The organism is Pseudomonas baltica, from assembly GCF_014235765.1.
Classification (GTDB): domain Bacteria; phylum Pseudomonadota; class Gammaproteobacteria; order Pseudomonadales; family Pseudomonadaceae; genus Aquipseudomonas; species Aquipseudomonas baltica.
Genome location: NZ_JACMYH010000001.1, coordinates 1,419,563 through 1,441,591 on the forward strand (window position 1 = coordinate 1,419,563; position 22,029 = coordinate 1,441,591).

Annotated in this window: 18 protein-coding genes; 8 read left to right on the forward strand and 10 right to left on the reverse strand. The window is 63.2% G+C overall.

What is annotated here, in order from left to right; genetic code table 11:
* Positions 1-65: 65 nt before the first annotated feature.
* The 5 genes from H7993_RS06275 to H7993_RS06295 form a co-directional block, all read right to left on the reverse strand.
* Positions 66-1,898, reverse strand: a complete 1,833-nt coding sequence (locus tag H7993_RS06275; RefSeq protein ID WP_122479074.1) for an ABC transporter ATP-binding protein — start codon at positions 1,896-1,898, stop codon at positions 66-68.
* Positions 1,891-2,526: a DsbA family protein gene (locus H7993_RS06280; RefSeq protein ID WP_185793814.1), complete on the reverse strand. Its 636-nt coding sequence runs from the start codon at positions 2,524-2,526 to the stop codon at positions 1,891-1,893. The genes H7993_RS06275 and H7993_RS06280 overlap by 8 nt, the downstream gene beginning before the upstream one ends.
* 4 nt (positions 2,527-2,530) lie before the next feature.
* A complete protein-coding gene (trhO, locus tag H7993_RS06285) occupies positions 2,531-3,469 on the reverse strand; it encodes an oxygen-dependent tRNA uridine(34) hydroxylase TrhO (protein WP_122479078.1) in 939 nt (312 codons plus the stop codon).
* A 160-nt stretch (positions 3,470-3,629) separates the two neighbouring features.
* Entirely contained in the window at positions 3,630-3,926 is a 297-nt protein-coding gene (locus H7993_RS06290) for a BolA family protein (RefSeq protein ID WP_122479080.1), read from the reverse strand.
* 14 nt (positions 3,927-3,940) lie between these two features.
* A complete protein-coding gene (locus tag H7993_RS06295; protein WP_122479082.1) occupies positions 3,941-4,480 on the reverse strand; it encodes a DUF2059 domain-containing protein in 540 nt (179 codons plus the stop codon).
* A 222-nt stretch (positions 4,481-4,702) separates the two neighbouring features.
* Between H7993_RS06295 and H7993_RS06300 the strand changes: the two genes are divergently transcribed.
* Positions 4,703-6,079, forward strand: coding sequence for a class II fumarate hydratase (locus H7993_RS06300; RefSeq protein WP_122479084.1), 1,377 nt, complete (start codon positions 4,703-4,705; stop codon positions 6,077-6,079).
* A 50-nt stretch (positions 6,080-6,129) separates the two neighbouring features.
* Positions 6,130-6,324, forward strand: coding sequence for a DUF6316 family protein (locus tag H7993_RS06305; RefSeq protein ID WP_122479086.1), 195 nt, complete (start codon positions 6,130-6,132; stop codon positions 6,322-6,324).
* 5 nt (positions 6,325-6,329) lie between these two features.
* On the opposite strand, the gene H7993_RS06310 is transcribed toward H7993_RS06305, so the two are convergent.
* On the reverse strand, positions 6,330-7,172 hold the full coding sequence (locus H7993_RS06310; protein ID WP_122479088.1) for a substrate-binding periplasmic protein: 843 nt from the start codon (positions 7,170-7,172) through the stop codon (positions 6,330-6,332).
* Between the two features lie 215 nt (positions 7,173-7,387).
* Between H7993_RS06310 and H7993_RS06315 the strand changes: the two genes are divergently transcribed.
* The gene (locus H7993_RS06315; RefSeq protein WP_185793815.1) at positions 7,388-7,930 is read left to right on the forward strand and encodes a 3'-5' exonuclease; all 543 of its coding nucleotides are present in this window, start codon (positions 7,388-7,390) and stop codon (positions 7,928-7,930) included.
* 71 nt (positions 7,931-8,001) lie between these two features.
* Positions 8,002-8,283, forward strand: a complete 282-nt coding sequence (ppnP, locus tag H7993_RS06320) for a pyrimidine/purine nucleoside phosphorylase (protein ID WP_185793816.1) — start codon at positions 8,002-8,004, stop codon at positions 8,281-8,283.
* Positions 8,284-8,317: 34 nt separating this feature from the next.
* Here the strand turns inward: ppnP and H7993_RS06325 are convergent, their stop codons facing one another.
* A complete protein-coding gene (locus tag H7993_RS06325; protein WP_280517399.1) occupies positions 8,318-10,075 on the reverse strand; it encodes an ABC transporter ATP-binding protein/permease in 1,758 nt (585 codons plus the stop codon).
* A 141-nt stretch (positions 10,076-10,216) separates the two neighbouring features.
* Here H7993_RS06325 and H7993_RS06330 point away from each other — a divergent pair, with 141 nt between their 5' ends.
* Positions 10,217-10,396 (forward strand): PA1571 family protein, encoded by a 180-nt coding sequence (locus tag H7993_RS06330; protein WP_122479095.1) that lies wholly within the window; start codon positions 10,217-10,219, stop codon positions 10,394-10,396.
* A gap of 70 nt (positions 10,397-10,466) precedes the next feature.
* Here H7993_RS06330 and pdxB read toward each other — a convergent pair whose 3' ends face one another.
* Entirely contained in the window at positions 10,467-11,651 is a 1,185-nt protein-coding gene (gene pdxB, locus H7993_RS06335; RefSeq protein WP_185793817.1) for a 4-phosphoerythronate dehydrogenase PdxB, read from the reverse strand.
* 70 nt (positions 11,652-11,721) lie between these two features.
* Positions 11,722-12,201, reverse strand: coding sequence for a DUF1289 domain-containing protein (locus H7993_RS06340; protein ID WP_122479098.1), 480 nt, complete (start codon positions 12,199-12,201; stop codon positions 11,722-11,724).
* Between the two features lie 381 nt (positions 12,202-12,582).
* On the opposite strand from H7993_RS06340, the gene acnB reads away from it, so the two are divergent.
* A complete protein-coding gene (gene acnB / locus H7993_RS06345; protein WP_163007619.1) occupies positions 12,583-15,192 on the forward strand; it encodes a bifunctional aconitate hydratase 2/2-methylisocitrate dehydratase in 2,610 nt (869 codons plus the stop codon).
* Between the two features lie 144 nt (positions 15,193-15,336).
* Here acnB and H7993_RS06350 read toward each other — a convergent pair whose 3' ends face one another.
* Positions 15,337-20,196, reverse strand: coding sequence for an NAD-glutamate dehydrogenase (locus tag H7993_RS06350; protein ID WP_185793818.1), 4,860 nt, complete (start codon positions 20,194-20,196; stop codon positions 15,337-15,339).
* Between the two features lie 268 nt (positions 20,197-20,464).
* On the opposite strand from H7993_RS06350, the gene H7993_RS06355 reads away from it, so the two are divergent.
* Entirely contained in the window at positions 20,465-20,815 is a 351-nt protein-coding gene (locus H7993_RS06355) for a hypothetical protein (protein WP_185793819.1), read from the forward strand.
* A 251-nt stretch (positions 20,816-21,066) separates the two neighbouring features.
* Positions 21,067-22,026: an AAA family ATPase gene (locus H7993_RS06360; protein WP_122479105.1), complete on the forward strand. Its 960-nt coding sequence runs from the start codon at positions 21,067-21,069 to the stop codon at positions 22,024-22,026.
* The last annotated feature ends 3 nt before the right edge of the window (positions 22,027-22,029 follow it).

Genomic DNA, 22,029 nt, shown 5'->3' on the forward strand with positions numbered 1-22,029 from the left:
ACCGGCACAGTTTTCGTCGGTGCCGAATCTTTTTTTTATGGCTGGGCGCGCCGCCAGCCGCGGACTCAGACCTGTTGCAGATAACCGTACAGACGCGCATACAGCCCGCCCTCGGCGATAAGCTGCTGGTGATCGCCATCTTCGGCGATCCGGCCGCCGTCGAACACCAGCACGCGGTCGGCCTGCTTCACCGCAGAGAGCCGGTGGGCAATGATCAAGGTAGTGCGCCCTCGCAGGAATCGCGCGAGGGCCTGGTGCAGGTTGTACTCGGTGGCGGCATCGAGCGCAGAGGTGGCTTCGTCGAGAATGACCACCTTGGGCTCGGCCAGCACCATTCGAGCAATCGCCAGACGCTGCCGCTGACCCCCGGAAAGGCGTACGCCGGACCGGCCGACAATGCTGTCCAGGCCGTGGGGCATGTCCCGCACGGTGCTGTCCAGCTGGGCGATCTGCAGTGCATTCCAGCAGGCATGGTCGCTGGCAGTGCGGCCCATGGTCAGGTTGGCACGAATCGTATCGTTGAACAGCGATGGATGTTGCAATACCACCGCGACATTATCGCGCAGGGTCTCCAGGCCCATCGCCTGCTGCAGCGTGCCACCAAAGCGCACCTCCCCGGCCTGTGGCGTATAGAGCCCGAGCAGCAATTGCACCAGCGTGCTCTTGCCACCCCCGCTGGCGCCGACGATGGCGACCTTTTCACCGGGCGCGATGCTCAGGTCCAGGCGGTCCAGCACCTTGTCCTCGGCATAGGCGAAGGTCAGGCCACGGATCTCGATACCCACCGTCTCGCGATCGCGGAACGGATCGCTGCCGCCCGGATACCTGGGTTCATCGGCGCGAGCGAGCAATTCATTAATCCGTTTCAGCGCACCACCTGCAGCGTAGTAGGCGTATTGCAGATTCAACAGCTGTTCGACCGGGGTGATCATGAACCAGAGGTAGCTGAACACTGCCAGCATCTGGCCAATGCTGAGGTCGGAGAACAGCACCGTGAGCATGGCTGCAGCGCGGAAGATATCGATGCCGAACTGGAACAGCAGCGCGCTGGCGCGGCCCGACGCGTCGCTCTTCCACATCGAGGCGACCGCAAAGTCGCGCACTTCGCGAGCGCGCAGGCCGAGGCGGCCCAGAAAATAACCCTGACGGTTGCTGGCGCGGACTTCCTGGATGGCGTCCAAGGTTTCGCCGAGCGCCTGGGTGAAGCGCGCGGTGCTATCGTTCTCGAGCTTCTTCAAGTGTTTGACGCGCTTGCCCAGCACCACCGTGGCGTACACCACGAGGGGGTTGAACAGCAGGATGAGCAGCGCCAGCTTCCAGTGCATCCACATCAGGATGCCCGCGGTGCCGGCCAGGGTCAGCATCGCCACCAGGAAGCGGCTCAGGGTTTCGCCGACGAATTTGTCGAGGGTTTCCAGGTCGGTGACCAGATGGGTAGTGACCGTCCCGCTGCCCAGGCTTTCGTATTCGCTGAGGGAGATGCGCTTGAGCCGTTCGATGAGACGCAGACGCAGGCGATACACCACGTCCTTGGCCAGGCCGGCGAACAGCCGCGCCTGCACGACGTTGAAAAGCAATGACCCACAACGCAGGGTGAAACTGATCACCAGCATCAGCCCTATGAAGCCGACGGGGATCTGCCAGGCGGCGGGCAACACCTGACTCATCCAGCGCGTGGCACTGCCGGCATGCCCGAGCAAGACCTCATCGACCAGCAGCGGCAACAGCAGGGGTATCGGCACGCTGCACAAGGTAGCGAGTACGGCGACGCCATTGGCGGTCCACAGCGTACGCTTGTGCTGCAATGCCAATCGGCGTATCTCGCCCCAACTCAGGCGGTCTGCCACGGGCGTGGTTTGCGACCCTGCCACCCCGACGGGGCCCGGTCGCTCATGCATCGGCAGCACGTTCCAGCCAGCGCGCCAACAACGGCGCAAGATCGGCCAACGGTCGGTAACCATTGGTCAGCAAAGCCAGCTGGCCATCGCGCTCGGCGAGCAACGTCGGAAAGCCGGCGATGCCCAGCCCCTGCGCCCAGGCGAAATCGGCCTGGGTAGTTTGTACCCTGCGATCGCTGTCGAACGCCTCGACGAACTCGATGCGCGGCACACCGGCCTGTTCGGCCAGGGCAGCCAACTGCACCGGCTGGGTCACATCCAGGCGCAGGGTGTAGAACGCCTGCTGGATCAGCTTGACCAACGGCCAGGCCAGATCGGGGGCCAGTTCGCGCACCGCCACGATCGCTCGGCAAGCCGGCTCGGTGTCGTAGACGAAGCCTGCCGGCAGTGCGCCCTCGAACTCGAAGGCCTGGCCGCTGGCCTCGTGCACCGCATGCCAGTGCTCGATGATGTAGTCGCGGGTGGTTGGCTCCAGCGCCGCGCCGCCGCTGCGCAGCCCGCCCACCACGATATGGGTCTTGACCCCTGCCGCCTCGGCCTGATCGATCAAGGCCTGGGCCACGGGCGCGAAACCCCAGCACCAGGAGCACATCGGGTCCATCACGTAGATCAGGCGGTTGCGCGACATGGGCTCAATCCTGGGCAGCTTTGCGATAGTTGTGGCCGATAGGGTGCGGCAGATTGCGCGCGCGAGCCAGTTCGATCTGCTTCTGACGATCAATGGCGCTCTTGCGGGTCTTTTCGCTCAGGCTGTTCCAGCAGTGCGGGCAACTGACGCCGGGCACGTAGTGCTCGCTGGCACGATCTTCGACACTGATCGGTGTGCGGCAGGCATGGCACTGATCGTAATCGCCCTCGCTGAGGTCGTGGCGCACCGTGACGCGGTTGTCGAAGACGAAGCAATCACCTTCCCACTTGCTCTCTTGCTGGGGCACTTGCTCCAGGTACTTGAGAATGCCGCCCTTGAGGTGATAGACCTCTTCGAAGCCTTCGCCAAGCATGTAACTGGACGCCTTTTCGCAGCGGATACCGCCGGTGCAGAACATGGCGACCTTCTTGTGCACCGCCGGGTCGAAATGAGCCTTGATGTAATCGGGAAATTCGCGGAAAGACGCGGTCTTGGGATCCACGGCGCCGTGGAAGGTGCCGATGGCAACTTCGTAGTCGTTGCGAGTATCGATCAGCAGGACTTGCGGGTCGTCGAGCAACGCATTCCAGTCCTGCGGCTCGACATAGGTGCCAACCGTGCGGTTGGGGTCGACACCGGCGACGCCGAGGGTAACGATTTCCTTCTTCAGCTTGACCTTGGTGCGATAGAACGGCTGCTCGTCGCAGTACGATTCCTTGTGGTCGATGTCGTCCATGCGCGGATCGAGCTTGAGCCAGGCCAACAGGCCGTCGACGCCTTCGCGGGTACCGGATACGGTGCCGTTGATGCCTTCTGCGGCTATCAGCAGCGTGCCTTTTATATCGTTGTCGAGCATGGCCTGCAGCAGCGGCTCACGCATTTCGACGTAATCTTCCAGGGTGACGAACTTGTACAGTGCCGCCACGACGATCGCTTGGGTCATGGGTAAAACGCTCCAGGTGGTCGACCGCGCAAGGGCCGGACCGGATTTTCTTGGGGGACAGTTCACCGGACGAGCCAGGCGACAGGTCAGTGAACAGAAATGAAAAAACCCGCCAACGGCATGCCGCTGGCGGGTTGCAGATTCTAGCAAATTCCGTTGCCTAGTGCCCACCGCCGGCGCAGGTGGGCGACGCCGGTGCGGCCCCTGCCTGCGCCCATTCCTGGGGCGTATAGGTGTGCAGCGCCAGCGCGTGGAACTCGCCCATCAGTTCGCCGAGCGTGCCGTACACCAACTGGTGACGCTTGACACTGTTGAGCCCGGCAAAGCGGTCACTGACCAGCACCGCCTTGTAGTGGGTCTCGGTGCCTCGGCTGTGCATGTGGCTTTCGTCCAGCACCTGCAGATGTGCGGGTTGCAGCATCTGCAGGGTGGATACGATGCGTTCCTTCATAGACATCAGCAACGACTCCGTTACGGCTTCGCTGGCTTGGCCGGACCGGCAGCAGCCTTGGCAGCGCCCTGTGGGTCCAGTTCCTTGGTCATGTCAGCCAACAGGTTGTTGACCACTGGCACTGCGCTTTCCAGCTTCTGCTGGGTAAGCTGGGCGGACTGTTGGGTCACGGCGGGCATTTTTTCCAGGACTTTCTTGCCCAGCGGCGACTGGTAGAACTTGACCAGGTCCTTGAGCTCCTGCTCGGAGAAGTTGGTGGTGTACAGCTTGACCATGTCTGGCTTGAGCTTGGGCCAGCCGATGGCCTGGTCCAACGCGGCATTGGCCTTGGCCTGGTAGGTTTCCAGGGTTGCCTGCTTGCTGGCCGGGGCTTTGGTCTGCTCGAAGCGCTGAGCGAACATTTGCTGCACTTGCATGTACACCGGCGTCCCCAGTTTGTCCGCATGAGCCATCATCAGGAAGGCTTCGGCGCTGGCATTGTGGCTGGCGGTGTCGGCGAGTACCTGGCCACTGGCACAGACGAGAACTGCCGCGGTGCAGATGGCGCGAAAACGAGTCATCGAGTTTCCTTATCTAGCAGGCGAGGTAAAACCCCAGAAACGATCATTTTGCGCTCAAGCTCGTGCGTCTCTCAACCCCAGACTGCGAACCGCAGGTGCAGTTTCATGGAACCTGACGCCAGGTACGTACCCTAACAGCAAGGCTGCCGATGAACAGCAGCGAGACCCGCCCGTGCATCTTCGGGGTGTGACGCGAGATCGACAACAAGGAGCATGAACCGCATGAGTCGTATCGAAACAGACAGCCTGGGACAGGTCGAAGTTCCTGAAGAGGCTTACTGGGGCGCCCAGACCCAACGTTCGCTGGTGAACTTCGCCATTGGCGAGGAGCGCATGCCGCTGCCGGTTTCGCACGCCCTGGCGCTGGTCAAGAAGGCCGCGGCGCGGGTCAACGATCGCAACGGCGACCTGCCGGCCGACATCGCCCGACTGATCGAGCAAGCCGCCAACGAAGTGCTTGCAGGCGAGCATGACGATCAGTTTCCCCTGGTGGTCTGGCAGACTGGCAGCGGCACCCAGAGCAACATGAACGTCAACGAGGTGATCGCCGGGCGCGCCAACGAACTGGCCGGCAAGGGCCGCGGCGGCAAGTCGCCAGTGCATCCCAACGATCACGTCAATCGTTCGCAGAGCTCCAACGACTGCTTCCCCACCGCCATGCACATCGCCGCCGTGCAAGCCGTGCAGGCTGACTTGTTGCCGGCAATCGCGGTGCTCGGCGAGGGCCTGGCCGAGCTGGCCGGACGCCACACGCAGCTGGTCAAGACCGGCCGCACGCACATGATGGACGCCACGCCGATTACCTTCGGTCAGGAAGTCTCGGCCTACGTCGCGCAGCTCGAATACGCCCAGAAGGCCATCCGCAACGCCCTGCCCGCCGTGTGTGAGCTGGCCCAGGGCGGCACTGCGGTGGGTACCGGGCTCAATGCACCCAAGGGGTTCGGCGAAGCCATCGCCGCCGAGCTGGCGGCGCTGTCCGGGCTGCCGTTCGTCACCGCGCCGAACAAGTTCGCGGCATTGGCCGGCCACGAGCCGTTGACCAGCCTCTCGGGAGCGCTCAAGACCCTCGCCGTGGCCTTGATGAAACTGGCCAACGATTTCCGCCTGTTGGGTTCGGGGCCTCGGGCAGGGCTGGCCGAGATCAAACTGCCGGCCAATGAGCCGGGTAGCTCCATCATGCCCGGCAAGGTCAATCCGACCCAGTGCGAGGCGCTGTCCATGCTCGCTTGCCAGGTCATGGGCAACGACGTGGTCATCGGCATCGCCGCAAGCCAGGGTCACCTGCAACTCAACGTGTACAAGCCGGTGATCATTCACAACCTGCTGCAGTCCATCAAGCTGCTGGCCGATGGCTGTCGCAATTTCCAGGAACACTGCGTCGCCGGTCTGGTGCCGGATGCGCAGCAGATGGGCGAGCACCTCGAGCGTGGCTTGATGCTGGTCACCGCGCTCAACCCGCACATCGGCTACGACAAGGCCGCCGAGATCGCCAAGAAGGCCTACGCTGAAGGCTTGACACTGCGCGAATCGGCACTGGCCCTGGGCTACTTGAGCGAAGCCGAGTTCGACCAGTGGGTGCGGCCCGAAGAAATGCTTTAAGCTCTCGCCCGATCCACATCCAAGATCCATTTCTACACAGGACGCACATCATGTTTGGCAAGCGTGCGCAGGACCTTGTTGAAACCACGCACTTTCGTGCCGAACGATTCAGCACGGTCAACGGTTTCTATTTTTTCAGCACTCGGGAAAAGACTCTGGAAGGCCCCTTCGCGACCCGCGAGGAAGCTGAACGCGAAAGCCGGGCGTATGTCTCTCGCGTCTCGGGGCGTCAATCCTATCGCTAGGCCTTTCAGGGCTTGGCTGCAGGGTTGCGCACCACCACACGGCGAGCAGGTTGCGCCAGCACGGCCACTTTGGCTGGCGCAAAGATAGGCAGCAATCTGCCGCTGGCGTGCATCTGCTGCATCAGGGTGGTGAACTCTTCGGCACTGATCGGCGCACCGGGGCGAATAAGCGCGTAGTGTCGGTAGATCTGGTCCAACCGTTGCGAAACCAGCAGCTGCGAGCCGATATCCGGGTTGCGTGCGACGAAATCGCTCAGAAATGACCGGGTGACCATCGCAATATCGGCCCGCTTGCGCACCACCATCATCAGGTTGCTTTCGTGGGAATACGTCAGCACGGCGTTGAACCTGCGCAGCAGATACTGCGGGTTGGCGTCGAAATCCGCGAACGCGTAGTGATAACCGTAGAACAGCGCCATGCGCTTGCCATTCAGATCGGCGAAGAAGTCCTGGTCATTGCCCTGCTTCAGCGCCACGAACACCTCGGCATCCTCCAGCCCGAGATCGACCGCACTGTGCTTGATGCGCTGCCACCCCCACAGCGGGTTCTCGAAGATCGCCATGTCGACCCGGCCGCGTTCGAAATCCTGATAGCGTCGCGCGATCGAAGTCGGCACCAGAACGAAGTGCCAGGTGGTCTGCACCTGGTTGAGCTGTTCGATGAGCGAGGGCAACAGGCCTTCGTTGCGACCCTGTTCGGGGTGCACGACGTACGGCGGAAAATGCGCCGCGCCGATGCGTACTTCCTGGGCCGCTTGCGTGCCCGATGCCCACAGGGCCGCTACCCATGGAACCAGTGCAGCCAGCAACAGACGTGGCAGGGCCGCCTTAACATAACCGTACTTCAAGACAGAAAACCCCCACCAGCCGTTTCGCGAAGCACGTACGCTAGGGGTTTTACGTCGGGCTGACAACTGCTAAACCCTGTGCCGGTGCCCGGCACTCCCCCGTCCGCCTGCGGCAGGCAGCATCGAACTGCGCTATTGCGCGGTTGCAGGGATATCGGAACTCTTTGCCTGCGGTTGTGCTCTAGGCTCTAAGCGCATGTGCCTGGGAGCCTGGTATGCCGCATTGGCTGGTCGTCGACCTGGAAGCCACCACCGATGAAGGTGGTTGGCCGGTCACTGAAATGGAAATCATCGAGATCGGTGCAAGCCTGGTCAACCGCGACGGACGCGAGGTGGATCACTTCCAGCGATTCGTCAAACCGTTGCGACGCCCCAGCCTGACCCCGTTCTGTCGGACGCTGACCCACATCGATCAAGCGGACGTGGACGCCGCGGCGGTGTTGACCCAGGTGTGGAAAAGCTTCGAGCAGTGGCTGTCACCCCACCGCGGGCAACTGCAGGGCTGGGTCAGCTGGGGCGATTACGACCGGCTGCAGTTGCTGCAGGACTGGCAGCGGCTCAACCTGGAAAGCGCACTGGCGCGAGTGCCCCACATCAACCTCAAGCAGCGCTTTGCCAAGGCTCGCCAGCTGCCGCGGCCGCTCGGCCTGACCAGTGCCCTGCAACTGGCCGGACTGCAGTTCTGCGGCCAGCAGCACCGCGCCCTCGAAGACGCACGCAACACGGCGCGGCTGCTGCCCATGGTGCTCGCGCCGTAAAGCGGATGACGACCTGCCAGGGCTTGGGCATACTGGCCAGCCCTTTCCAATCCTCCGCAAGGAACCGCCTCATGTTCAAGGTCAACGAGTACTTCGACGGCACCGTGAAGTCCATTGCTTTTTCCGAAACGGACGGCCCTGCCACCATCGGCGTCATGGCACCGGGCGAGTATGAATTCGGTACAGCCCAGAGCGAAATCATGCACGTGGTTTCCGGCGCCCTCACGGTCAAGCTGCCCGATGCCAGCGAATGGACAACCTTCACTGCCGGCAGCCAGTTCAACGTGCCTGCCAACAGCAAATTCCAACTGACCGTGGAAGTGGAAACCGCCTACCTCTGCCAATACCGTTGATGATCGCGGCCCCCAGCCTTGGGGGCCGCTTGCGCTAGCGACCGAACTGCAAGTGGGCCAGGCGCGCGTAGAGCGCATTGCTGGCCACCAGCTCGGCGTGGGTTCCCAGCGCCACCAGACACCCCTCATCCATGACTGCAATACGGTCGGCGTTCTGTACCGTGGCCAGGCGGTGGGCGATGACCAGCGTGGTGCGACCCTGCATCAGCGTCGGCATGGCCTGCTGGATGAGGTGTTCGCTTTGCGCGTCCAGGGCGCTGGTGGCCTCGTCCAGGAGCAGGATCGGGGCATCGACCAGCAAGGCGCGGGCAATCGCCAGGCGTTGACGCTGGCCTCCCGAAAGCCCCAGGCCAGCATCGCCGAGCGGCGTCTGGTAGCCCTGCGGCAGTTGCATGATGAAGTCGTGGGCATGGGCGATGCGCGCGGCGTCCTCGACCTGCTCGGTCGTGGCGTCGGCCCGGCCATAGCGGATATTGTCCTCGACGCTGCCGAAGAACAGCGCCGGGGTCTGCGACACCGTGGCGAACTGCCGACGCACGTCCTGCGGATCCAACTGGCGCAGGTCGATCCCATCGATGAGAATGCGGCCCTGCTGCGGGTCGTAGAAACGCAGCAGCAGATCGAACAGCGTCGACTTGCCTGCGCCCGAGGGCCCGACCAGGGCCAGGGTCTCGCCCGGCCTGACCTGCAGGCTCAGGCCGCGAATGGCGGGTGCCGCGTCGCGCGCAGGGTAGGCAAATATCACCTCGTCGAGCGCCAGCGCCCCGGTGACCCGCGGCGGCAGTTGCTGCAGACCGACGCTGGGCGGCTGGATATCGCTGCGCGCCTGCAGCAGCTCGGCAATGCGCTGCGCGGCACCGGCGGCGCGCTGCAGCTCACCGACCACTTCGCTCAAGGTGCCGAAGGCACTGCCCACGATCAGGCTGTAGAACACGAACGCGGCCAGTTCGCCTGCGGAAATGCGCCCGCCGATCACGTCCATGCCACCGACCCAGAGCATCACTGCGACGGCACCCAGCACCAGCACGATCACCAGTGCAATCAGCCATGCACGCTGGACGATGCGTTGCCGGGCCGTGTCGAACGCCTGCTCCACGGTGACGGCGAAGCGTTTCTGGTCTTCGGCCTGGTGGTTGTAGGCCTGCACGGTCTTGATCTGGGTCAGGGTTTCGGCCACGTAGCTGCCGACATTGGCGATGCGGTCCTGGCTCTGCCGCGACAGACGCCGCACCTGACGCCCGAACATCAGGATCGGCGCCAGTACCAGCGGCAGGGCGACCACCACGATACTGGTGAGCTTGGGGTTGGTGACGAACAACAGCACCACCCCGCCGATCACCATCAACAGGTTGCGCAGGAACATCGACAGCGACGAGCCGATCACCGATTGCAGCAACGCCGTGTCGGTAGTCAGCCTTGACTGGATTTCCGAACTGCGGTTGTTTTCGTAGAACGCCGGATGCAAGTGGACCAAATGGTCGAACACCTGCTTGCGGATATCGGCGACGCAGCGCTCGCCGATCCAGGACACCAGATAGAAGCGCGCGAACGTTCCCGTGGCCAGGGCCAGTACCAGCACCATGAACACGGCGATGGAACGATTGAGCAGGTGTGCCGACTGGGTCATGAAGCCCTGGTCGACCAGCATGCGAATGCCTTGGCCCATGGACAGGGTGATGCCGGCGGTTACCAGCAATGCCAGCAGCGCGCCGATGGCCTGCCAGCGATAAGGGCGCATGAAGCGCCAGGCCAGGCGCAAACCGCGACGCTGACCCGAAGACAATAGCTGCAAGGGAGGTGATCCGTTTTCAGATGATCTGCAAGCCTACACCCAGACGCCCGATCGACTACAGTGGAACTCCAGCAAACGGACAAAGTCAGCTAGGAAGCAGCCCGAAACAGACGGCGCACACATCTGAAGAGGAGACAGGCCATGAGCTCGCATGACGACACGCCTAAACGCATCGACGTGCTACGTGTGAAACCCCAGGAGCCCGTTGGGGGCGCGATCATCGATGAACAGGGGCGTGAAGTACCCATCACCGAAAACATGGTGCAGGACGCCTGCCGCGAACTGGAAGGGCATGTGGTCAAGCCGGTCGGCAAAGACTGATCGACCCAACCGCCCTGCTGCCCACGAGACCCGGCCCTGATGCCGGGTTTCGACGTTCTGGCACCCAGTCTCAGGTGTCGGTCCGGACCAGCACCGCCCCCAGAGCTACGACGATGCGTTCGAGCTCCGGTGCAGGACCGTCGATGCGCACGCGCAGCCCTTCGATTTCGCGACGCGGCGGGTAGTGCTTGCGCAATTGGTCGAAGGCCAGCCGCTGCCGGGCATCGTCGGCTTCATGAGGAAGGTCTTGCGGGCTGTCGACGGCCAGGCTGCGACGCAAATCGGCATCGTCGCGTCGCGGGTCGTAGACACCGCGACAGAGCATGGCCAGCGCCCAGGCCGGATCGCTGTCGGCACTCAGGCTGACCTCGCCGAGCCAGGGCCTGGGCAGCAGGTCACCCAGCTGGACGTCAACACTGCGTCGCAGAAAGTCGCACAACGCCTGATGGATCTGCGCCGTGCCACGACGGCGACCGTCGAGGCTGTAGCCGGCGATGTGCGGAGTGCCGATCACGCAGCAGTCCGCCAGCGCACGGTCGACTGCGGGTTCGTGCTCCCAGACGTCGAGCACCGCCTGCAGGTCTTCGCGTTCGAGCAGCACTTCAAGCAATGCAGCGTTGTCGATCACCGGGCCGCGCGCGGCATTGATCAGCCAGGTACCCGGCTTGAGCGCGCGCAGGCGCGGGCTGTCGAACAGGTGCCAGGTGGGGTGGTCGCCGTCGCGGGTCAGGGGCGTGTGCAGGCTGATCACGTCGCAGTGCTCGACGATGTGTTCCAGGCTGACGAAGTCGCCGCCCTCCCTTGCCGCACGCAATGGGTCGCACACCCGCACATCCCAGCCCAGGCCGCGCAGTACCTGTACCAGCCGCCCGCCCACCTGGCCGCCGCCGACGATGCCGTAGCAGCGTTGGGGCAACGCCAGCCCTTCGATTTCGCTCAGGGTGAGCAGGCTGCCGAGCACGTAGTCGACCACGCCTCGGGCATTGCATCCCGGGGCGCTGGCCCAGTGGATACCGGCTGCGGCGAAGTAATCGAGGTCGAGGTGGTCGGTGCCGATGGTGCAGGTGCCAACGAAGCGTACATTGCTGCCTTCGAGCAGGGTGCGATCGACCTGGGTTACCGAGCGCACCAGCAGGACATCGGCATCGGCGACAGCCGTCCGGTCGATCGCTCGGCCCGGGTAGCGGCGGATTTCACCGAAGCCTTCGAAGAATGCGTCGAGCAGCGGGATGTTTTCGTCGGCGACTATGAGCATGGGGGTGTCCGGGGTTGTGAGGGTGTCAGGGCGGGTCTCTGCCCGCGAAGGCCTCAGCGCAGGGTCAACTTCAGATAATGCGCTGTTCGGTCAGCTCGCGCACGAACGCCGGCGCGATATAACGTTGGTAATGCGCCTCGGACAGAATGAAGAACTCCCGATCGATGGCATCGCGCAGCTGCGGCAGATCCCAGTCGCGGAACTCGGGCAGCAGCACCAGACCGTAAGCCTCCAGGTTGTTGATCACGCGGGCGCCGCGGGCGATCAACTGGTAGGCCCAGCAGTACTCCGACTGGCGCTCGACGAAACGGATCTTGCGTTGTTCCAGTTGTTGGCGCAGTTTCGACGGGTCGAACACTTCCACCTTGGCCACCATCACCTGCACCAGCAACTGCTCCAGACGGATCCACACTGCGCGTTTCTGCGCTTCGTCATAGCCGTTCCAGTGGATGACTTCATGGTGATAGCGCTTGCAGCCCCGGCATACCAGGTCACCGTAGACGGTGGAGCACAGGCCCACGCAGGGCGTCTTGATGGAATGGTTGGACATGGTGGATCGGCACGCTGGACGGTGGAACACCGGGCGCATGTTAGTCCTTTGTCTAACAGGGGTCACCCCAGAAATCGTGGGGCTTAACTTAACTTCCTGCGCGAAATAAAGTAGAATCATGCAGCCTTTTTAGGCGCCAATGTCCATTGGAAGCTGTTTTCAAAGCGTCACGAGCACAGTTGATCCAGTAGAAGGGTGTTGGCACCGCTCGTCCGGTGCCAGCCCTCATCAGATTTCCCTTCTACCGGCGTAAAACTTTGAAAACAGCTTCTGCATGGAACACCTGCCCTCCTGACTGAACGGCCGAAAAGACCGTGCGCATGGATGCAGGCGTTCTCTGGATGAGCGTCCCTTCCGGGACCACTGATGAGGGTAATAACTGTGCTTGAAGCCTATCGCAAACACATCGAAGAGCGTGCCGCCCAGGGTATCGTGCCCCAGCCGCTTAACGCCGAACAAACCGCAGGCCTGGTCGAGCTGCTGAAAAACCCTCCCGCCGGCGAAGAGTCTTTCCTGGTCGACCTGATCACCAACCGCGTGCCACCGGGCGTCGACGAAGCCGCCTACGTCAAGGCCGGTTTTCTTTCTGCCCTGGCCAAGGGCGAAGTCACTTCGCCGCTGATCGACAGCAAGCGTGCCGTTGAACTGCTCGGCACCATGCAGGGTGGCTACAACATCGCCACCATGGTCGAACTGCTCGACGACGCCACCCTGGCGCCGGTGGCTGCCGAACAGCTCAAGTTCACCCTGCTGATGTTCGATGCCTTCCACGACGTTGCGGAAAAAGCCAAGAACGGCAATGCCCACGCTCAAGGCGTACTGCAATCCTGGGCCGACGGCGAATGGTTCAAGAAGCGTCCGACCCTGGCCGACAAGATCAGCCTGCGCGTCTTCAAGGTCACCGGCGAAACCAACACCGACGACCTTTCGCCTGCGCCTGACGCCTGGTCGCGCCCGGACATCCCGTTGCACGCCCTGGCCATGCTGAAGATGGCCCGCGAAGGCATCGTGCCCGACGTGCAGGGCTCGATCGGCCCGATGAAGCAGATTGCCCAGATGTACGCCGACGGTTACCCGGTTGCCTACGTGGGCGACGTGGTCGGTACCGGTTCGTCGCGCAAGTCGGCGACCAACTCGGTGCTGTGGTTCTTCGGTACCGACATCCCGTACGTGCCGAACAAGCGCGCTGGTGGTTTCTGCTTCGGCACCAAGATCGCCCCGATCTTCTACAACACCATGGAAGACGCCGGCGCCCTGCCGATCGAGTTCGACGTGTCGAACATCAACATGGGTGACGTGATCGACCTGTACCCGCACCAGGGCAAGGTCTGCAAGCACGACAGCGAGGAAGTGATCACCACGTTCGAGCTCAAGACCCCGGTACTGCTCGACGAAGTCCGCGCAGGCGGCCGTATCCCGCTGATCGTCGGCCGCGGCCTGACCGACAAGGCGCGTACCGAACTCGGCCTGGGCCCAACCGATCTGTTCAAGCTGCCCGAAGCCCCGGTCGACACCGGCAAGGGCTTTACCCTGGCGCAGAAGATGGTTGGCAAGGCCTGCGGCCTGCCCGAGAACCAGGGCGTGCGTCCCGGCACCTACTGCGAACCGAAGATGACTACCGTCGGTTCCCAGGACACCACTGGCCCGATGACCCGCGACGAGCTGAAAGACCTGGCATGCCTGGGCTTCTCCGCCGACCTGGTCATGCAGTCGTTCTGCCACACCGCGGCCTATCCGAAGCCGATCGACGTGACCACCCACCACACCCTGCCGGATTTCATCCGCACCCGTGGTGGCGTATCCCTGCGTCCAGGCGACGGCATCATCCACAGCTGGTTGAACCGCATGCTGCTGCCGGACACCGTCGGCACCGGTGGTGACTCGCACACCCGCTTCCCGATCGGCATCTCGTTCCCGGCCGGTTCCGGCCTGGTGGCCTTCGCGGCCGCTACCGGCGTCATGCCGCTGGACATGCCCGAGTCGGTGCTGGTGCGCTTCAAGGGCACCATGCAGCCAGGCATCACCCTGCGCGACCTGGTCCATGCGATTCCGTACTACGCCATTCAGAAAGGCCTGCTGACCGTCGAGAAGAAAGGCAAGATCAACGCCTTCTCGGGCCGCATCCTGGAAATCGAAGGCTTGAACGAGCTGACCGTGGAACAGGCGTTCGAGCTGTCCGACGCCTCGGCCGAGCGCTCCGCCGCCGGTTGCACCATCAAGCTGCCGGAAAAGGCCATTGCCGAATACCTGAAGTCCAACATCACCCTGCTGCGCTGGATGATCAGCGAAGGCTACGGCGATGCGCGGACCATGGAACGTCGTGCCCAGGCCATGGAAGCGTGGCTGGCCAACCCGGAACTGCTGAGTGCCGATGCCGACGCTGAATACGCCGAGATCATCGAGATCGACCTGAGCGACTTGAAAGAGCCGGTCCTGTGTGCACCGAACGATCCGGACGATGCACGTCTGCTGTCCACCGTTCAGGGCGAGAAGATCGACGAGGTGTTCATCGGTTCGTGCATGACCAACATCGGCCACTTCCGCGCTGCCGGCAAGTTGCTCGACAAGGTCAAGGGCCAACTGCCGACGCGCCTGTGGCTGTCGCCGCCGACCAAGATGGATGCCCATCAGCTGACCGAAGAAGGCTACTACGGCATCTACGGCAAGGCTGGCGCACGCATGGAGATGCCGGGCTGCTCGCTGTGCATGGGTAACCAGGCACGCGTGGAACCCAACTCCACCGTGGTGTCCACCTCGACCCGTAACTTCCCGAATCGCCTGGGCGATGGTGCCAACGTGTACCTGGCCTCCGCCGAGCTGGCCGCTGTTGCGTCCATTCTGGGCAAGCTGCCGACGGTCGAAGAGTACATGGGCTACGCGGCCAGCATCGACAGCATGGCTGCCGATGTGTACCGCTACCTGAGCTTCGACCAGATCGCCGAGTTCCGCGATGCTGCGGCCAACGCGAACATTCCGGTGGTTCAGGCTTGATGCCACGCTGAAATGAGCTGAACGAAAAAACCCGTCGAATGACGGGTTTTTTTGTGGGCGGTGATCGGGTCAGAGATGGCCGATGACCGCTCCTACAAGCTATCCGTAGGAGCGGTCATCGGCCGCGAAAAAGCCAACCTCGCCTCAGCTGACTTGCACGCCCCCACTCAATGCCAGGTCCATCAGTTCGCGATTCGCCACTGCGTACATGGCGTAGTCGGTACCCGTGGCGGCCTTGATCTCGTCGAGCATGGCACGCCAGCGCTTGACCATCACCTCGTGCTGTTCCAGCCACAGGTCCAGACGCCCTTCGACGTCACCCGGCGCATCCTGCATTTTCAGCACGGAAATGGTGATTGCCCGCTGCTGCAGGTCGATGTCGTCGCGGAAGGCCTCGCGTGCCAGCGCTTGCCAGTTGTTCTCCACCGGCAGGCTGCTGATCTGCTGCAGGTACCAGGTCAGGTCCAGCTTGCTGCCCACGGCGAAGAACGCCTTGGCCACTTCGGCGGCATTCTGGCCGGTGACGTCCGACGCTTCGATGATCGGCAACAGCGTGTACAGGTGGCTGGTGCCGGCAACCATGCGCGCCAGCAGCTCCGGTACGCCAGACTCGACATAACCCTGGTAGCGGGTCTGCCAGCGCTCGCGGGTCGGACCCTCCAGCAGTTCGTCGAGCTTGAGCCCCAACGCCGCGATGTGCGGACCGAAATGCGCCACATCACGACCGGCGTCCAGCTCGTTGCGGCGGCTGCGCAGGAACCAGCGGGTGGCCCGTCGACCCAGGCGCATCAGCTCGTCCATCAGAGCCAGCTGGACATCGGCGGACACCTGGTAGTCCAGCGCCTCGATCTGGCGGAACCAGTGCGGCAGGTGGAAGATGTCGCGCACGATGGCGTAGGCCCCGACCACACTGGCCGGGGTCATGCCAGTGGACTCCTTCAAGCGCTGCACGAAGGTGATGCCCATATTGTTGACCAGGTCGTTGGCGATCTGGGTGCTGACGATCTCGCGCTTGAGGCGATGGCTGCGCATGGCCTCGGCGTACTTGCTGACCAGCGACGGCGGGAAGGCCGTCTCCATGTCGCGGGTCAGATAGACATCGTCGGGTACTGCCGAAGCCAGCAGCGCTTCGTTGAGGTCGATCTTGCTGTAGGAGATAAGCACCGACAGCTCGGCTCGGGTCAGGCCCTGCTTGTTCGCGACGCGCTCGTTGAGCTGCTCCTCGGTCGGCAGGAATTCGATGGCACGGTCCAGCTTGCCACGCGCCTCCAGGTCGGCCATCAGGCGGCGGTACTCGGCCAGTCGCTCGTAGGCCTTGCGCGCCGCCAGGGACAGCGCCTGGGTCTGCTTGTAGTTGTTGCCCAGCACCAGATGGCCGACTTCCTCGGTCATGCTGCCCAGCAGCAGGTTGCGCTGCTTCTCGGTCATGTCCCCGGCCTGCACGGCTTCGTTGAGCAGGATCTTGATGTTGACTTCGTGGTCGGAGCAATCCACCCCGGCCGCGTTGTCGATGAAGTCAGTGTTGGTCGCGCCGCCGTTGAGGCCGAACTCGACACGGCCCAGCTGGGTCATGCCCAGGTTGCCGCCCTCGCCCACCACTTTGCAGCGCAGTTCGTTGCCATTCACGCGCAGGGCGTCGTTGGCCTTGTCGCCGACATCGGCGTGGCTCTCGTCACTGGACTTGACGTAGGTACCGATACCGCCGTTCCACAGCAGGTCGACCGGCGCCTTGAGCAGCGCGTTGAGCAGCTCGGTCGGGGTCAGCTTGTCGGCCTTGATGTCGAAGCGCTCTTTCATCTGCACGCTGATGGAAATGCTCTTGGCACTGCGCGAGAAGATGCCGCCACCGGCGGACATGATCGAGGTGTCGTAGTCGCTCCACGCCGAACGAGGCAGGTCATACAGGCGCTGACGCTCGGCGAAGCTGCTGGCCGGCTCGGGGTTGGGATCGATGAAGATGTGCAGGTGGTTGAATGCCGCCACCAGTTGCAGCTTGTCGGACATCAACAAGCCATTGCCGAACACGTCGCCGGCCATGTCGCCGATGCCGATGACGGTGATGCTGTCTTTCTGCACGTTGATGCCGCGTTCGCGGAAGTGGCGCTGCACGCCGACCCAGGCACCCTTGGCGGTGATGCCCATCTTCTTGTGGTCGTAGCCCGCCGAGCCGCCGGAGGCGAACGCATCGCCAAGCCAGAAGCCGTAGTCGATGGCAATGCCGTTGGCGATGTCGGAAAAGGTCGCGGTGCCCTTGTCCGCAGCCACCACCAGGTACGGGTCGTCATCGTCGTGACGCACGACATTGGCCGGCGGCACCACGCTGCCATCCTTGAGGTTGTCGGTGATATCGAGCAGACCGGAGATGAAGATGCGGTAGCAGGCCACCGCCTCGTTCTGCACCTCGTCGCGGCTGCCGCCCAGCGGCAACCGGCGCGGGACGAACCCGCCCTTGGCGCCCACCGGCACGATCACCGAGTTCTTCACGTGCTGCGCCTTGACCAGGCCCAGTACTTCGGTGCGGAAGTCTTCCTCGCGATCCGACCAGCGCAGACCGCCGCGGGCGACGTTGCCGAAGCGCAGGTGAACGCCTTCGACCCGCGGCGAGTAGACGAAGATCTCGAACTTGGGCACCGGCTTGGGCAGTTCTGGAATCAGCTTGGGGTTGAACTTGAAGCTGAAGTACGACTTGACCTGGCCGTTGGCATCGGGCTGGTAGAAGTTGGTACGCAGGGTCGCCTTGATCAGGTCCAGATAGCGACGCAGGATGCGGTCTTCGTTGAGCACCTGAACATCGTCCAGGGCACTCAGGATGGCCTGTTCCAGGCGTTGCTGCTTGTCGTCCAGATCATCGCCGGCCAGCTTGCGCGCCAGGTAGAAGCGGGTCTTGAACAGCCGCGTCAGTTCCCGGGCGATATCGGTGTGGTTGTTCAGGGTGCTGGCGATGTAGCCGAGGTCGAAGCCCAGGCGGATCTGCTTGAGATAGCGCGCATAGGCGCGCAGCAAGGCGACGTCGCGCCATGGCAGGCCTGCGGTGAGCACCAGGCGGTTGAACGCGTCGTTCTCGGCGTCGCCGCGCACGATGTGCACGAACGCATCCTGCAGCGTGTCGTTGAGCTGCTGGATGTCCAGATTCAGGCCTTCGCTGTAGGTAAAGGCGAAGTCGTGGATCCAATACTCGCGACCACTGCGATGACGCAGGCGGTAGGGGAATTCGCCCAGTACGCGCAGGCCCAGGTTCTCGAGGATCGGCAACACGTCGGACAGCGCCAGTGGCGTGTCGGCGTGGTACAGCTTGCAATGCAGCTGGCGTTCGCCGCCCTGCGCCAGTGGCTGGTAGAAACTCATGACCAGCGGGCGCGATTCGGACAGCGCCAGCAGGTGCTGCATGTCGACCACTGCGGAATGCGCGGCGAAGCGCTCGCGGAAACCGGCCGGGAAGCCTTTCGGGAAATCGGCCAGCACATTGGTGCCGGCGGCCTCGCCGAAGCTTTCGATGGTCAGGCTGGCGTAGTCGTCCTGCCACGAACGGCAGGCCTGGATCACTTCGTTTTCCAGTTGCTGTGGGTCGATGTCCAGACGGCTCTTGGGGTCCACGCGCAGGATCAACTGCACGCGGGCCAGCACGGACTCGGAGAAGAACGTCCAGAACTCGCAGTCGCTGGCCTTGAGGCGCTCCATGAGCACCTGCTGGATCTTCTGCCGTACTTCGGTGGAGTACACGTCGCGCGGCACGTAGGCCAGGCAGTAGCAGAAGCGCCCGTAGGGGTCCTTGCGCAGGAACACGCGGATCTTGTTGCGTTCCTGGATCTGCACGATCGACATGACGGTGCTGAACAACTCGTCGATCGGGGTCTGGAACAGGTCGTCGCGCGGCAGCACCTCGACCACCTGGGCCAGTTCCTTGCCCAGGTGCGCCTTGGCATGGAAACCGGAGCGGCGTTCGATCTCGGCGACCTTGCGCCGGATGTAGGGGATTTCGCGCACGCTCTCGCCATACACCGACGAGGTGTACAGGCCCATGAAGCGGCATTCCTTGAGTACCTTGCCATCGCTGTCGATCTGGCGGATCGACACGTAGTCGGGATACGCCGGGCGATGCACACGGCTGGGGTGCGCAGCCTTGGCGAAGGACAGCAGCATTGGCTCGTGCAGGTACTGCACGGCGTAGTCTTCGATATGCAGGTCTTCGCTGCTCAGGCCGGCACGCAGCAGCCGGGTCAGGCCCAGGAACGACTGCGGGTCGTAGCGCAGCTGGCCACCCTGCGCATCGGCATCGACCACGAACTCTTCGTAGCCCAGGAAGGTGAAGTGGTTGTCGGTCAACCATTCGAGGAACGCCGTGATCTCGGCTTTTTCCTGCTCGTCGCTGGCGAACGCGGTCTGTTCCACCAACGTGATCATTTCGCGAACCTTGGCCTTCATCGGCTCGAAGTCCTGCACCGCCATCCGCACTTCGCCCAGCACCTGCTCCAGCTCCCGGGCCAGCACGCTGAGCTCGGCGGCGTTGGCGCAACGGTCGATTTCCAGGTACATCAGCGATTCATGCAGGACGTCTTCGCCCTGGGCACCCTTGGCCAGCACTTCGAGCAGCTCGCCCTGGCTGCCGCGGCGCACGCTGAGCACGGTGGTCTGCAGGGTGTGGATGCTGTAGCCGCGCCGGTTGAGCTCGGTGCGCACCGAGTCCACCAGGAACGGCAGGTCGTGATGCAGCACTTCGACGGCAGTGTGGGTGGACTGCCAGCCGTGACGTTCGTAATCGGGGTTGTAGACGCGCACCTCTGGCTTGGCATGATCGAAGCGCTGCAACAGGCGCCAGGCCGACAGGGTGCAACCGGCCAGGTCGCTGAGGCGCCGCTGGGTGAGCTCGTCCAACGAGATGATGCCGAAGAACTGATCGGCGAACAGCGCCACTTGTGGCAGTGCCTGTTCGCTGATGTGCTGAGCCAGGGCCGATTGCAGTTGATGCTGGAAGTCGGCTTTGCTGGCTGCGGTGAAGAACGCCATCTGTGGTACTCCGCTTGGGCTTTGTTATTGGGTGAAGCGTCGCAAGTCACCCCGGTTCGGATCAACCATAGCCAATCCGGCGCTGCGGGGCGACATTTCAAGAGGTCCAACGACCTAGCTTACCCAGAGCCCGGCATGCACTCTTGCGGTGCGGCGACATATTCGGTCATGCAGGAGTTGTCGTACGAGACCGCTGGTACGGGCGTTCCAGCCGATCGGACAGTAGTCGGGTATAATCATGGCATATTCATATGACAGGTTCCCCCGTATGCGCATCACCGCCACTCTGCTGCTGGCCAACCCCCGTGACGAGGAAGAAGACGACATGGCGCTGCTGTGCTGCCAAGGCAGCGCAGACGAAATGTTTCTGATGACGCGCTTTCCGGACGAAGAAGAGCTGGAGATCACCCTCGACGACAACCCTTACCTGCTGCGCGACCTCAAGGTCACCTTGAGCGCCGACCGCCTGCTGGTGGCCGTGGCAGCCGGGGATGCCAAGGTGTTCGGTGGGGATGACCTATTGGAGATCGTGCATGCCAGCGACGCGGTAGAGCTGGCGCAGATCGAAGAGACGTTGAGGATTCTGCTGGAGGGTGTGGGTACGCTGGAAATCAGCTGACCCCGCTCTCCGCAGCTCTGTATATCTGTATACGTGTAGGAGCGGCCAGTGGCCGCGAAATGGCCGGCCGACCCAACCGATCTCTCTGGCCGTGCAAGCTTCTTCGCGGCCACTGGCCGCTCCTACGGGACACAGAGGTGCCCGATCGAACACACCGATTTCTCTGCCACCCGCCAATGCATTAAAGTAGTGACCCCCGGCCAAGACGCCCTCACCTGCGTACTCGGTCCCTTTTTCAGGAACCGTCGACGATGGAACATCGTGAAGCGCTGATGGCGCTGCGAACCTTTCTTTCAACGCAGATCCTTGGCCAGGAGAAACTGGTCGAGCGTCTGCTGATCGTGCTGCTGGCGGACGGTCACATGCTGGTCGAGGGCGCGCCGGGGCTGGCCAAGACCAAAGCCATCAAGGAACTGGCCGAAGGCGTCGAGGCTCAGTTCCACCGTATCCAGTTCACCCCGGACCTGCTGCCGGCCGACATCACCGGCACCGAGATCTATCGACCCGAGACCGGCAGCTTCGTGTTCCAGCAGGGGCCGATCTTCCACAACCTTGTGCTGGCCGACGAGATCAACCGTGCGCCGGCCAAGGTGCAGTCGGCCCTGCTCGAGGCCATGGCCGAACGTCAGGTCAGTGTCGGTCGCAGTACCTACGACCTGTCGCCGTTGTTTCTGGTGATGGCGACGCAGAACCCGATCGAGCAGGAAGGCACCTACCCGCTGCCCGAGGCACAGCTCGATCGGTTCCTGATGCACGTCAAGATCGGCTTCCCGGATGCAGCCGTGGAACGGCGCATCCTGCAGCAGGCTCGCGGTGAGGCGCTCAATGGCGAAACCAAGCCCGAGCGGCGTGTCAGCCAGCAGGCCATCTTTGCCGCACGCAAGGAGATCCTCGGGCTGTACATGGCCGACGCGGTGGAGGAATACCTGGTGCAGCTGGTCATGGCGACGCGCACCCCGAGCAAATTCGACGCCGAGCTCGGCGAATGGCTGGCCTATGGCGCCAGCCCGCGGGGCTCCATTTCCCTGGATCGCTGCGCACGCGCCCATGCCTGGCTGGCGGGGCGCGATTTCGTCAGCCCGGAAGACATCCAGGCGGTGCTGTTCGATGTGCTGCGTCATCGCATCATCCTGTCGTTCGAGGCGGAAGCCGCCGGGGTCGATCAGGACCGCGTGATCCAGCGCATCCTCGACGTCGTGGCCGTCGCCTAGCCC